The sequence below is a fragment of the Streptomyces coacervatus genome (assembly GCF_029223485.1).
Lineage (GTDB): Bacteria > Actinomycetota > Actinomycetes > Streptomycetales > Streptomycetaceae > Streptomyces > Streptomyces coacervatus.
On record NZ_JARHTP010000019.1, the window covers coordinates 147421 to 159605 of the forward strand.

The 12185-nt window shown below is 70.0% G+C and carries 13 protein-coding genes; 4 read left to right on the plus strand and 9 right to left on the minus strand.

Features of this window, described 5'->3' with window-relative positions:
• Nucleotides 1-79: 79 nt before the first annotated feature.
• From P2Q00_RS37990 to P2Q00_RS38015, 6 genes are all read right to left on the minus strand, one after another.
• Nucleotides 80-1729, minus strand: a complete 1650-nt coding sequence (locus P2Q00_RS37990) for a DoxX family membrane protein (RefSeq protein ID WP_275778770.1) — start codon at nucleotides 1727-1729, stop codon at nucleotides 80-82.
• A 117-nt stretch (nucleotides 1730-1846) separates the two neighbouring features.
• Nucleotides 1847-2788 carry a 23S rRNA (guanosine(2251)-2'-O)-methyltransferase RlmB gene (gene rlmB, locus P2Q00_RS37995; protein ID WP_275778772.1) on the minus strand — a complete coding sequence of 314 codons (942 nt, stop codon included), beginning with the start codon at nucleotides 2786-2788 and terminating at the stop codon, nucleotides 1847-1849.
• Nucleotides 2789-2919: 131 nt separating this feature from the next.
• Nucleotides 2920-4317, minus strand: a complete 1398-nt coding sequence (gene cysS / locus P2Q00_RS38000; protein ID WP_275778774.1) for a cysteine--tRNA ligase — start codon at nucleotides 4315-4317, stop codon at nucleotides 2920-2922.
• A 70-nt stretch (nucleotides 4318-4387) separates the two neighbouring features.
• Entirely contained in the window at nucleotides 4388-4891 is a 504-nt protein-coding gene (ispF, locus tag P2Q00_RS38005) for a 2-C-methyl-D-erythritol 2,4-cyclodiphosphate synthase (protein WP_275778775.1), read from the minus strand.
• Entirely contained in the window at nucleotides 4881-5633 is a 753-nt protein-coding gene (ispD, locus tag P2Q00_RS38010) for a 2-C-methyl-D-erythritol 4-phosphate cytidylyltransferase (RefSeq protein WP_275778776.1), read from the minus strand. The genes ispF and ispD overlap by 11 nt, the downstream gene beginning before the upstream one ends.
• 276 nt (nucleotides 5634-5909) lie before the next feature.
• Nucleotides 5910-6392 (minus strand): CarD family transcriptional regulator, encoded by a 483-nt coding sequence (locus P2Q00_RS38015; protein WP_003953493.1) that lies wholly within the window; start codon nucleotides 6390-6392, stop codon nucleotides 5910-5912.
• A gap of 603 nt (nucleotides 6393-6995) precedes the next feature.
• Between P2Q00_RS38015 and P2Q00_RS38020 the strand changes: the two genes are divergently transcribed.
• Nucleotides 6996-7661, plus strand: coding sequence for a copper chaperone PCu(A)C domain-containing protein (locus tag P2Q00_RS38020; protein ID WP_275778778.1), 666 nt, complete (start codon nucleotides 6996-6998; stop codon nucleotides 7659-7661).
• A gap of 101 nt (nucleotides 7662-7762) precedes the next feature.
• Here P2Q00_RS38020 and phoP read toward each other — a convergent pair whose 3' ends face one another.
• Together phoP and phoR are read right to left on the minus strand one after the other, a co-directional pair.
• On the minus strand, nucleotides 7763-8434 hold the full coding sequence (gene phoP / locus P2Q00_RS38025; protein WP_004000192.1) for a two-component system response regulator PhoP: 672 nt from the start codon (nucleotides 8432-8434) through the stop codon (nucleotides 7763-7765).
• Nucleotides 8435-8439: 5 nt separating this feature from the next.
• Nucleotides 8440-9708, minus strand: coding sequence for a two-component system sensor histidine kinase PhoR (gene phoR / locus P2Q00_RS38030; protein ID WP_275778780.1), 1269 nt, complete (start codon nucleotides 9706-9708; stop codon nucleotides 8440-8442).
• Between the two features lie 258 nt (nucleotides 9709-9966).
• On the opposite strand from phoR, the gene phoU reads away from it, so the two are divergent.
• From phoU to P2Q00_RS38045, 3 genes are all read left to right on the plus strand, one after another.
• Complete coding sequence (gene phoU, locus P2Q00_RS38035) at nucleotides 9967-10668, plus strand: phosphate signaling complex protein PhoU (protein WP_275778781.1); 702 nt, start codon at nucleotides 9967-9969, stop codon at nucleotides 10666-10668.
• A gap of 132 nt (nucleotides 10669-10800) precedes the next feature.
• On the plus strand, nucleotides 10801-10953 hold the full coding sequence (locus P2Q00_RS38040) for a hypothetical protein (protein ID WP_185124092.1): 153 nt from the start codon (nucleotides 10801-10803) through the stop codon (nucleotides 10951-10953).
• A gap of 145 nt (nucleotides 10954-11098) precedes the next feature.
• Nucleotides 11099-11347, plus strand: a complete 249-nt coding sequence (locus tag P2Q00_RS38045; protein ID WP_275778782.1) for an SCO4226 family nickel-binding protein — start codon at nucleotides 11099-11101, stop codon at nucleotides 11345-11347.
• A 61-nt stretch (nucleotides 11348-11408) separates the two neighbouring features.
• On the opposite strand, the gene P2Q00_RS38050 is transcribed toward P2Q00_RS38045, so the two are convergent.
• A complete protein-coding gene (locus P2Q00_RS38050; protein WP_275778783.1) occupies nucleotides 11409-12170 on the minus strand; it encodes a phosphoglyceromutase in 762 nt (253 codons plus the stop codon).
• Nucleotides 12171-12185: the final 15 nt, after the last annotated feature.

Sequence of the window (12185 nt, forward strand, 5' to 3'; positions counted from 1 at the left end):
GGTTCTCGTGCGGGACCTCTTCGTATGGACCCGGTGTTTCAGCCGGTGGGCGGGCCCAGGATGCCGCCCGTCGGCTCGGCTACCCCAGTAGGCCGCCCACCAGGCCGGGCTCGCCGGAGGAGGAGCCTCCGGACCCTGTGCCGCCGTCCCCGCCGGTGCCGCCGGAGGTGGGGCCGGAGCTGGTGCTGGGGGCGCCTCCGGACGGTGAGGAGTGCTGGGGCGGGGTCTGGCCGGCGGTGCCCTGGGTCTGGCTGGGCGCGCCGCCGGTCGCGGTGGCGCCCGGTGTGGTCGCCGCGCCGGACGGTGTGGAGCCGGCGGTGGCGCCCTGGGTGGGCGCGTTCGAGGCCGACGGGGACTGGCTGTGCCGCTTGTGCGGCTCCTGCGGGAGCGGGGAACCCGGCAGTTCGTTGCGCGGGGCCTCGCCGGGACCGGGGACGATCACGCGGTCGGCGTCGCGGACCGCACCGCCGAGCAGCGAGCCGACGAGCAGGGTGAGGCCGGTCGCGATGGCCGTGACGAGGGCGCCGCGGCGCAGGACGTAGGCGCGCAGGTCCCAGATGTCGGAGCAGGGTCCCAGGCGCCGCCAGGCGCTGCCGGCGAGGCGGCCGTCCACGGAGTAGACGGGAGCGCCCGCGATGATCAGCGGGGACCAGGCGGCGAGGTAGATGATGTCGGGGGCGTCGTAGGCGGGAACGGTCTTCCAGCTGACGGTGACGATCAGCGCGGCCGACAGCAGTGCGCCGAAGACGGCGGCGACCCGCTGCCAGCAGCCCAGGACCGTGAGCACGCCCACGACGACCTGCGCGAAGGCGATGACGAGGCCGGAGCCGACGGGGTGCTGCAGGGCGAACTGCCGCAGTGGCTCGGCGACTTCCCAGGGGTGCAGGGTGTTGAGCCACTTGACCATGGAGCCGCGCTTGCCGCCGTCGAAGTAGACGGGGTCGCACAGCTTGCCCATCCCGGCGTAGACGGAGATGAAGCCGAGGAAGATGCGCAGGGGGAGGAGGACGACGCCGAGGTTCATGCGGCGGCCGGGGTAGTAGGCGTGCCGCGCCGGGTCGACGCCGTGGCGCTTGGCGAACCGGTCCGTGCCGTCCGTCTCGTCGAATTCGTCGGTCTCGTCGAACTCGTCGTCCTCGTCGAAGTCCTCGAACTCCTGGGCTTCGTAGGCGTGCTCTTCGTCGTACGCGCTGCCGGCGGTGCGCATGCCGGGGAGGAAACGGGTGCCGGCGATGTCGTCGTGATACGTGCGCTGGGCGCCGACGATCGGGGTCTCGACGGTCTGTTCCAGCTCGTCGTAGACCTCGTCGTAGCCGCCGACCCCGACGCGGGGGATGACCTGGGTGGCTCCGGCGTCGGCCGGCGAGTCCTCGCCGTGCCGGACGCTGCCTCCCCGTACGGCCTGGAGCAGGCGGTGCGCGCCGGTGTCGTCGGGGGCGGACCTGCCGCTCCAGACGACGGGCCGGCGCCGGGCGCCCGCGCCCGCTCTGCCCGCTGCGGTACCGACGACGGGCGGGCGGGCGGCGTCCTGGGCGGCAGTCAAGTGCCGTGCGATCCGCGGCGATCGGGTGCGGGCCGAGGCGCCGAGCTGCACGCGGAAACTCGCATGATTGACGATGACCTGCGCCGGATCGCTCGGCACTTTCACCATGCTCAGCGCGGGAGCGTCATCGAATCCCGACGGGCCGTCCCCCGGGGGCGTGCGGGGTGTTCTGGTGTCCACACTCATCTAACCGAGTGACGTGTGCTTAGGACACTGCTTTGACCCGCCAGATGTGTCCGGATCGCGTCAACGTTGTCCGGGACGCCCAGATTGACCCGTACGAGTGAGAATACGGACGCGTGTTCAGACGCGCCGACGTGCCGCCTCGTACAGCACGATCCCCGCTGCCACACCGGCGTTCAGCGACTCCGCACCGCCCGGCATCGGAATCCGCACCCTGAAGTCGCAGGTTTCGCCCACGAGTCGGGACAGGCCCTTGCCCTCGCTGCCGACCACGATCACGACGGGGCCGTCCAGGGCCGCCAGTTCGCCGATCTCGGCCTCTCCGTCGGCGGCGAGGCCGACGACCACGATGCCCTGCTTCTTGTACGCCTCCAGGGCGCGCGTCAGGTTGGTGGCGCGGGCGACAGGCGTACGGGCGGCGGTGCCGGCGGACGTCTTCCAGGCGCCGGCGGTCATGCCGGCCGCGCGCCGCTCGGGCACGACGACGCCGTGGCCGCCGAAGGCGGAGACGGAGCGGACGACGGCGCCGAGGTTGCGCGGGTCGGTCACGCCGTCGAGGGCGACGATCAGCGGGTCCTCGCCGTCGTCGTAGGCGGCGCTCGCCAGGTCCTCGGGGTGGGCGTACTCGTACGGCGGGACCTGGAGGACGAGGCCCTGGTGGTTGAGGCCGTTGGTCATGCGGTCGAGCTCGGGGCGGGGGGCCTCCATGAGGTTGATCCCGCCGCGCTCCGCGGCGAGCTGGAGGGCCTCGCGGACGCGCTCGTCGTTGTCGATGAACTGCTGGACGTAGAGCGTCGAGGCGGGCACGCCCTCGCGGAGCGCCTCGACCACCGGGTTGCGGCCCACGACCAGTTCGGACGACGACTTGCCGCCGCGGCCGCGCGGCACGGGACGGCGCTGCACCTGCTTGGCCTTGGAGGTCGCGATGCGGTTCTTCTTGTGCCCCTTGCGCATCTCGGCGGGCGGGGTCGGACCCTTGCCCTCCAGGCCCTTGCGCCGCTGGCCGCCACTGCCGACCTGCGCGCCCTTCTTGCCGGACATGCGGCGGTTGTTGGCTGCCATGACCTACCCGTCTGCTCTCTGAAGAGGCTCTGAAGAATCTCTGCTGAAGTGAAGCGTGTGTGCGTACGTCTATGAAGTGTGCCGCCCGGACGGCCGGGCGGCACAATCGATCTTCTGATCAGCTGCTGGGCTCAGCGCGGGCCGAGGCTCCAGCGCGGACCCTGCGGGCCGTCCTCGATGGCCAGCCCCGACTGGTTGAGCTGGTCGCGGATGGCGTCCGCGGTGGCCCAGTCCTTGCGTCCGCGGGCGGCCTCGCGCTGGTCGAGGACCAGGCGTACGAGGCTGTCCACGACGCCGTGCAGATCGTCGCCGCGGTCGGCCTCGCCGGCCCAGTGCTCATCGAGCGGGTCGAGCCCGAGGACGCCGAGCATGGCGCGCACCTCGGCGAGGCGGGCCACGGCGGCTTCCTTGTCGTCGGCCGCGAGGGCGGAGTTCCCCTGCCGGACCGTCGTGTGCACGATGGCGAGGGCCTGGGGCACGCCCAGATCGTCGTCCATGGCCTCGGCGAAGGCGGGCGGCACCTCGGCGGACGGTTCGACCACGCCGGCCTTCTCCACGACCCGCTGCACGAAGCCCTCGATGCGCGCGAACGCCGACTCGGCCTCGCGCAGCGACTCCTCGCTGTACTCGATCATCGAGCGGTAGTGCGGGGTGCCGAGGTAGTAGCGCAGCACGATCGGACGCCACGTCTTGACCATCTCGCTCACGAGCACGCTGTTGCCCAGGGACTTCGACATCTTGTCGCCGGCCATGGTCACCCAGGCGTTGTGCACCCAGTACTGGGCGAAGTCGTCGCCGTAGGCCTTGGCCTGGGCGATCTCGTTCTCGTGGTGCGGGAAGATCAGGTCGAGGCCGCCGCCGTGGATGTCGAAGGCGGTGCCCAGGTATTTGTGCGCCATGGCCGAGCACTCCAGGTGCCAGCCCGGACGGCCGCGGCCCCACGGGGTCCCCCAGGTCGGCTCGCCCGGCTTGGCGGACTTCCACATCGCGAAGTCGCGCGGGTCGCGCTTGCCGGTCTCGCCGGTCCCCGAGGGCTGCTGCAGGTTGTCGAGCTCCTGGCGCGACAGCTGCAGATAGCCCGGGAAGGAGCGCACGTCGAAGTAGACGTTGCCGTCGGCCTCGTAGGCGTGTCCGCGCTCGATGAGCCCCTGCATCATCTCGACCATCTCGGTCACGTGCCCGGTGGCGCGCGGCTCGTAGGCGGGCGGGAGGCAGCCGAGGGCGGTGTAGCCGTCGTTGAAGGCGCGCTCGTTCTCGTAGCCGATCGACCACCACGGGCGGTTCTGCTCGGCCGCCTTGGCGATGATCTTGTCGTCGATGTCCGTGACGTTCCTGATGAACGTCACGTCATAGCCGCGGTACTCGAACCAGCGGCGCATGATGTCGAAGTTGAGGCCCGAGCGGATGTGCCCGATGTGCGGTGCGGACTGCACGGTGGCACCACAGAGGTAGATCGAGACACAACCCGGCTTGAGCGGGGTGAAATCACGGATCTGCCGGGCGCTGGTGTCGTACAGCCGAATAGTCACCACTCCAGGGTAGTGGGCGTAAGGCAATGCCTTGCGCCCCTTCCGCTCAAGGGGGACGGTTTCGTGACGTTCACCCTCGGACGGCCCGCACCACCAGCGCCGTCGCCACCGCCATCAGGCCCTCGTCGCGGCCCGGGAACCCGAGGCCGTCCGTCGTCGCGCCCGACACCGACACCGGTGCGCCGGCCGCCTCGGACAGCAGCTTCTGTGCCTCGTCGCGGCGCTTGCCGATCTTGGGGCGCGGGCCCACGACCTGTACGGCGATGTTGCCGATCCGGAAGCCCGCCTCGCGGACGATGCGGGCGGCCTCGGTCAGGAGGGTGACGCCGGATGCGCCGGACCACTCGGGGCGGCCGGTGCCGAAGTGTTGGCCCAGGTCGCCGAGGCCGGCGGCCGAGAACAGTGCGTTGCACGCGGCGTGCGCGACGACGTCCGCGTCGGAGTGGCCGGCCAGCCCCGGGCCCTCGCCCTCCCACTTCAGGCCCGCGCACCACAGCTCGCGGCCCTCCTCGAAGGCGTGGATGTCGGTGCCGATGCCGACCTGGGGCAGCGGGGGAAAGGCCTCAGAAGCCATCGTTCAGCCTCCTGCGGGCCAGGACCGCCTCCGCCAGGACCAGGTCCAGCGGGCGCGTGACCTTGAAGGCCTCCTCGTGGCCGGGTACGACCACCACCTGCAGGCCCAGCTGTTCGATCATGCTCGCGTCGTCGGTGACATCGTCGGTCACCGTCTCGTGGGCGTGGATCAGCGTGGCCCGGTCGAAGCCCTGCGGGGTCTGTACGGCACGCAGGCGAGCCCGCTCCGGGGTGGCCACCACCGGCTCCGGCTCGCCCGGCTCGCCCGCCGGCTCGACCTCCTTCACCGTGTCGGCGAGGGGCAGCGCGGGTACGACGGCCGGGGACCCCTCCCGCACCGCCTCGATCACCGCGTCCACCGTGTCCACCGGCACCAGCGGCCGCGCGGCGTCGTGCACCAGCACGATGTCGTAGTCGGGCGGCAGGGCGTCGAGGCCGAGCTTCACGGACTCCTGGCGCGAGTCGCCGCCCGGGACGACGAGGAAGTCGGTCCGCTCGGGTAGCGCGTGTGCGTCGAGGAGCGACTTGACCTCGGGTGCGCCGTCGGGCGGCGCCACGACGACGACCAGGGAGACCGCGCGGGACGCGGCCATCGCGCGCACCGCGTGGATGAGCATGGGGGTGCCGCCCAGCGCGCGGAGCGCCTTGGGGGCGCCCGGCCCGAGACGTACGCCTCGTCCGGCGGCCGGAATCACGGCAGCCGTTCGGGTTCCCGCGGGCGAAGGGCGCGAATCGTCAGACATCGGTTCCTGTCAGGTTTGTGTGCTGGCCTTGCGTGGGTATGGCCTGGGAAGTGCCGGGCGCGACGCCTTGACCGGACCCTTCCGTGACACTGGTCGAGCCAGCAGCCCGGGCCCGGCACGCCAAGTATCTCGGGGGAACCTCCCCGACAGGGACGACGTACGCAAGGCGCCTGGGTACGAACATGCCGCAGCGCCCGGCGACAGGAAATACGTCATCGGGCACCGCGGCATTTCAATGTACTGAGTGCTGAAGCGGGCTTGCGCCTGCGACAGGTTTCAGGACGCGAGAACCTCGTCGAGCAGGGCCTCGGCCTTGTCCTCGTTCGTGTTCTCCGCGAGGGCGAGCTCGCTCACCAGGATCTGGCGGGCCTTGGCGAGCATGCGCTTCTCACCGGCGGACAGTCCGCGCTCACGCTCACGACGCCACAGGTCACGCACGACTTCCGCGACCTTGATGACATCGCCGGAGGCGAGCTTCTCCAGATTTGCCTTGTAACGACGAGACCAGTTCGTGGGCTCCTCGGCATACGGCGCGCGCAGCACCTCGAAGACCCGGTCCAGCCCGTCCTGACCGACCACATCACGCACGCCGACGAACTCCGCATTGTCCGCTGGCACACGCACCGTCAGGTCACCCTGGGCGACCTTCAGCACCAAGTAGGTCTTGTCCACGCCTTTGATCTGGCGAGTTTCGATGGCCTCGATCAGCGCGGCCCCGTGATGGGGATAGACCACGGTGTCGCCAACCTTGAACGTCATGTGACAGGTACCCCTTCCGTGGCTATCCAGGGTAACACGGAAACCGCGGGTTCTGAATGGCGTTTTCGCAGGTCAGGGCATATCTCGGGGCTTGACAACAGCAACAGGAACGTGCTGCGCGGCCCGAGCGGAAGAAGGTATTCGCAGGTCGGAGCGGCTCTCCGGGGGAGGAGAAACGCGCACGTTACACACATCCGGAGGCCTCTCCAAGTGGACGAACGTCCCCATATGTCTGGTTCCAAGTGTGCGACTTCCGCTACTCCGTTCGGTGCCGGGAGTCGCTTCCGCGTCGATTCCGGAATTGATCATCGGCACCCCACTACGTGACCTGTTGTTCTGCGGCTTGTTCTGCGGTGTGATCAATTCCGGGGGCGGCCGCGCATTCCTTCACGGAAATTTTGCGCACCGTCGTACGGGGTATGCCGGAGGGACTTATGTGAATGGCGGACGAGCATGTGGGCTACCCCCTGGTGAGCGATGCCGGGGGCTGGAGGGAGGGTCGGGTGCGGTGACTCGGGAACGGCTCGGTAACCTAAGGCCGCTGACAGACACTTAGGGCGGCTTTATGAGTCGCCACGCTCGAGTCAAGGAGTTGCCGCCGCCGTGAGCAGCAGCCTTCGACGCGGCGCACTCGCCGCCGCCGCCATCGCGTTCTCGATCGCCTCGCTCGCCGCGTGCGGCGCGGGCGGCGACGCCCAGACGTTGGAGGTCAAGCCGGACAACGCGGCGACCAAGGCCGGATACCTCAAGGTCCAGAACGTCACCATCATCACCCAGCCCGACCTGCAGTCGACGGGCCCCGCCGTGATCGCCGCGACCCTCTTCAACAACGGGGCCACAGCCCAGACGCTGGACTCGATCACCGTGCCCGGCACCGGCAAGACCGCCGAGCTCAAGCCCGCCAAGGGCAACGGACCGCTGACCGTCCCGGCCCACGGCTCCCTCATCATCGGCGGCAAGGGGAACGCCTCGGCCTCCCTGGCCAGCGGCCGCGATGCCATCCAGGACGGCAACGCGCAGAAGGTCACCTTCACCTTCAGCGAGACCGGCCAGGTGAGCCTGCGCGCCTTCGTGGTCCCCGCCGAGAGCTACTTCACCAAGTGGGGTCCGAGCGAGGTCCCGACCACCGCACCGTCCAAGACCCCCAAGCCGGGCGCCAGCACATCGGCGACCCCGGGCGGCTCGGCCTCCCCCTCGAACACCCCGAGCAGCTCGGCCACCCCGACCGACGCGGCCTCCGCGAGCGCGACGGCTTCCGCCGGTCACTGAGCAGCGCCGTACGGCAGCAGTCGTACAGCGGCAGTCGTACGACAGAAGGGCGGGACCTCTCCAGGAGGTCCCGCCCTTCGCCGTAAGGCCTGGTGGATGGCCTACGGCTCGAACTTGTAGCCGAGGCCGCGGACCGTCACCAGATACCGGGGCGCGCCCGGGTCCGGCTCGATCTTGGCGCGGAGGCGCTTGACGTGGACATCGAGGGTCTTGGTGTCGCCCACGTAGTCGGCGCCCCAGACCCGGTCGATGAGCTGCATGCGCGTCAGGACGCGGCCCGCGTTGCGCAGCAGCATCTCGAGCAGGTCGAACTCCTTGAGGGGCAGGTCGACCTTGGAGCCGGAGACCGTGACCACATGGCGGTCCACGTCCATGCGGACCGGACCGGCCTCCAGGGCGGCCGGGGTGACCTCCTCGGGCTCGCCGCGGCGGCGCAGGACGGCCCGGATGCGGGCGACCAGCTCGCGAGAGGAGAACGGCTTGGTGACATAGTCGTCGGCTCCTATTTCCAGGCCGACCACCTTGTCGATCTCGCTGTCCTTGGCGGTCACCATGATGACGGGGACATTGGAGCGGCCGCGCAGCTGGCGGCACACTTCGGTGCCCGGCAGGCCGGGCAGCATCAGGTCGAGGAGGACGAGGTCGGCGCCGTTGCGCTCGAACTCGTCGAGTCCGTCGGGCCCGGTGGTCGCGACGGCGACCTCGAAGCCCTCTTTGCGGAGCATGTATGACAGGGCGTCGGAGAAGGACTCCTCGTCCTCGACGACGAGCACACGGGTCACGGAAGGACCTCCGGGGCGGGAAGCGGTTCGTACGGGGATGACTGGGGGGTGGTTCGGCCGGCCTCGTCGTCGAGATCGTCCGGGTCGGGGTGCTGGTGCGCGCGGTCGCGGGCAACCCCCGCCTCCGGCAGCCTCAGGGTGAACGTGGAGCCCTGACCCTCGGAGCTCCACACCGTGACCTCCCCGCCGTGCGAGGCGGCCACGTGCTTGACGATCGCCAGCCCGAGGCCCGTGCCGCCGGTGGCACGGGAGCGGGCGGGGTCGACGCGGTAGAAGCGCTCGAAGATGCGCTCCTTGTCCTTGTCGGAGATGCCGATGCCCTGATCGGTCACGGCGACCTCGATGTGGTCACCGCCGGGCGCGGTCACCCGGCGGGCGGCTATGCCCACGCGGGTGCGGGCCGGCGAGTAGTTGACGGCGTTCTCGACAAGGTTGCCCAGGGCGGCGGCCAGTTGACCCCTGTTACCCCAGACGTGCAGGTCGGCGGTGCCGCCGGCGGCCATGGTGATCTGCTTGGTGCCGGCCTGGTGGCGGCAGCGGTCGATGGCCTCGGCGACCAGCTCGTCCACGCGGACGGGTTCGGCGTCCTCGAGGGGGTCGTCGTTCTGGACCCTGGACAGGTCGATGAGCTCCTGCACCAGGCTGGTGAGCCGGGTGGCCTCGATCTGCATACGGCCGGCGAAGCGCTCCACCGCCTCCGGGTCGTCGGAGGCGTCCATGACGGCCTCCGACAGGAGGGAGAGCGCGCCGACGGGCGTCTTCAGCTCATGGCTCACGTTCGCGACGAAGTCGCGGCGTACCGCTTCGATGCGGCGGGCCTCGGTGAGGTCCTCGACCAGCAGGAGCACCAGCCGGGAGCCGAGCGGGGCCACGCGCGCGGAGACGGCGAGTGCTTCGCCGCCCCGCCCTGTCCCCCGCCGCGGCAGATCCAGCTCCACCTGGCGTATCTCCCCGTCCCGCCGTGTGTCCCTGGCCATCTTCAGCATCGGCTCCACCGAGAGCCGACCGCCGCGGACCAGCCCGAGGGCGTACGCCGCGGAGCTGGCCTTGACGACCGCGTCGGCCTCGTCGAGGACGACGGCCGAGGAGCGGAGCACGGAGAGGACGGTGTCCACGCCCGGCGGAAGCACCGGGTCCGTGTGCAGGGAGGTGCGGGTCGGGCGCTTCTGCTCCCGCTCGCTCCAGCGGAACGCCAGCATGGCGATCACGCCGGTGAGCACCCCGGCGATCGCTGCCGCTGCGGCGACCGCCGCGTTCACGTCCATGCAAACAGGTTAGGCATGGGGTACGACATCCCCACAGCCGTCGAGGTGCGACCTCGGACACTCGTCGCCCAGAGTTCACCTAGGAGCTAGTGATGGTTCATTTGTGGTGACGGAAACCGACGCGTACGGGCCGGATCGTGGGAGCGTGGGGTGCGAAGCGCCGGTTTTTGGCCGACGGATGACGACGGATTTCGGACGACTGACGCACGGGCCCCTGCCCCCGGCAGCCCCGAAGAACACGTAAGAGAGGGATCCCTGATGCGGGACGCGTACCACGAGGAACTGGATTCGATCGGCGACGGTCTGGTGGAGATGGCCAGGCTGGTCGGGTCGGCGATCGGGCGCGCCACGACCGCCATCCTCGACTCCGACCTGAAGCTGGCCGAAAGCATCATCGAGGGCGACCAGAAGGTCGACGACCTCCAGCACGACCTGGAGGCCCGGGCGATAGCCCTGCTGGCCCGCCAGCAGCCGGTGGCCACGGATCTCCGTATCGTCGTCACCTCGCTGCGTATGTCGGCCGACCTGGAGCGTTCGGGCGACCTGGCCCAGCACGTCGCAAAGCTCGCCCGCCTCCGCTTCCCGGAGCGCGCGATCCCGCACGACCTGCACGCGACCATCCTCGAGATGGGCCAGCTCGCGCAGCGCCTGATGGCGAAGGCGGCCGAGGTGATCATCACGAAGGACGTCGACCTGGCGCTCCAGCTGGAGCAGGACGACGACGAGATGGACCTGCTGCACCGCACCCTCTTCCAGCACCTGCTGGACGACCGCTGGCAGCACGGCATCGAGACGGCGGTGGACGTCACCCTCCTCGGCCGCTACTACGAGCGGTACGCCGACCACGCGGTGGCGGTCGCCAAGCGCGTGGTGTTCCTGGTGACGGGTGAGCACGCGGACGAGCTGCAGGCCGACATCCAGCCGGAGATCCAGGCGGTGGCGGGGGGCGACGGGGCGTAACGCCGAGGGGTGTCGAGGGGGCGTAAACCCTGAGACTGGGGCGTGTGGGCGCCACAGTGCGCCGTTGATGCGCCCAGCGGAGCGGGCATCCAATGGGCAAAGGCACCAGCCTCTAGGCCTCCAGGAGGACCCATGGCCGAAGCCCCCACCACGCCCGACCCGACGCAGGAGCGCGAGACGGACCAGCCCGCCGAGATCAAGAGCCTCCCGCTCTTCGGCGCGTGCGGCTGCGGCTCGGGCTGCGGCTGCGGGTGCCAGTCGGGCAATCCCTGTCAGTGCGGTTGACGGCGTACGACGCCGGTCTGTCCGTACAGCGGTGAAGGGTCCCGGTGAAGGTGCCGGGGCCCTTTGTCATGCGTGCGGGTCCGTACGAGCGCAGCATGGAGACAAGGGAAGCAAGGGAGTCGGCGTCGGAAGGAGGTACGGAGCCATGGCGCAGTTCATGGACGTACACCACGGGATGAAGGGCATCACGGCCGACCAGCTGCGGCAGGCCCACCAGGCCGACCTGGCCATAGAGAAGGACGAGGGCGTGCACTTCGAGAAGGCCTGGGCGGACCCCGAATCCGGCACGGTCTACTGCCTCTCGGAGGCCCCGTCGGCAGAGGCGGTCCAGCGCATCCACGAGCGGTCGGGCCACAAGGCCGACGAGGTGCACCCGGTGCCGCTGTCGGTCTGACGTCAGCAATCAGCCCCCTACCGGCGGAGAATCCGCAGGCAGGGGGCTTGATCGTTACGGCTTACTTCTTCTTGCCCTGGTTCTTGACCGCCTCGATCGCCGCCGCAGCCGCCTCCGGGTCGAGGTACTTGCCGCCGGGGGTGACCGGCTTGAAGTCGGCGTCGAGCTCGTAGTACAGCGGGATGCCGGTCGGGATGTTCAGGCCCGCGATGTCCGCGTCCGAGATGCCGTCCAGGTGCTTGACCAGGGCGCGGAGGCTGTTGCCGTGGGCGGCGACCAGGACCGTGCGGCCGGACAGGAGGTCGGGGACGATGCCGTCGTACCAGTACGGGAGCATGCGGACCACGACGTCCTTCAGGCACTCCGTGCGGGGGCGGAGCTCCGGGGGGATGGTCGCGTAGCGGGGATCGTCCGACTGCGAGAACTCCGTGCCGTCCTCGAGCGGCGGCGGAGGCGTGTCGTACGAGCGGCGCCACAGCATGAACTGCTCCTCGCCGAACTCCGCGAGGGTCTGCGCCTTGTCCTTGCCCTGGAGGGCGCCGTAGTGGCGTTCGTTGAGGCGCCACGAACGGTGTACGGGAATCCAGTGGCGGTCCGCGGACTCCAGCGCCAGCTGGGCCGTGCGGATCGCGCGCTTCTGGAGGGACGTGTGGACCACGTCGGGGAGGAGGTCGGCGTCCTTCAGGAGCTCACCGCCGCGGACTGCCTCCTTCTCGCCCTTCTCGTTCAGGTTCACGTCCACCCAGCCGGTGAACAGGTTCTTCGCGTTCCACTCGCTCTCGCCGTGGCGGAGGAGGATCAGCTTGTACGGTGCGTCGGCCATGTCTGAGAGCGTAAT

Bases quoted from the DNA above. Each gene is read 5' to 3' on its own strand.
- P2Q00_RS38015 (WP_003953493.1), bottom strand. From the start codon at position 6,392: ATGACGTTCAAGGTTGGCGACACCGTGGTCTATCCCCATCACGGGGCC.
- phoU (WP_275778781.1), top strand. From the start codon at position 9,967: ATGCGGGACGCGTACCACGAGGAACTGGATTCGATCGGCGACGGTCTG.
- P2Q00_RS38050 (WP_275778783.1), bottom strand. From the start codon at position 12,170: ATGGCCGACGCACCGTACAAGCTGATCCTCCTCCGCCACGGCGAGAGC.
- ispD (WP_275778776.1), bottom strand. From the start codon at position 5,633: ATGTCTGACGATTCGCGCCCTTCGCCCGCGGGAACCCGAACGGCTGCC.
- P2Q00_RS38040 (WP_185124092.1), top strand. From the start codon at position 10,801: ATGGCCGAAGCCCCCACCACGCCCGACCCGACGCAGGAGCGCGAGACG.
- P2Q00_RS38045 (WP_275778782.1), top strand. From the start codon at position 11,099: ATGGCGCAGTTCATGGACGTACACCACGGGATGAAGGGCATCACGGCC.
- ispF (WP_275778775.1), bottom strand. From the start codon at position 4,891: ATGGCTTCTGAGGCCTTTCCCCCGCTGCCCCAGGTCGGCATCGGCACC.
- P2Q00_RS37990 (WP_275778770.1), bottom strand. From the start codon at position 1,729: ATGAGTGTGGACACCAGAACACCCCGCACGCCCCCGGGGGACGGCCCG.
- phoR (WP_275778780.1), bottom strand. From the start codon at position 9,708: ATGGACGTGAACGCGGCGGTCGCCGCAGCGGCAGCGATCGCCGGGGTG.
- rlmB (WP_275778772.1), bottom strand. From the start codon at position 2,788: ATGGCAGCCAACAACCGCCGCATGTCCGGCAAGAAGGGCGCGCAGGTC.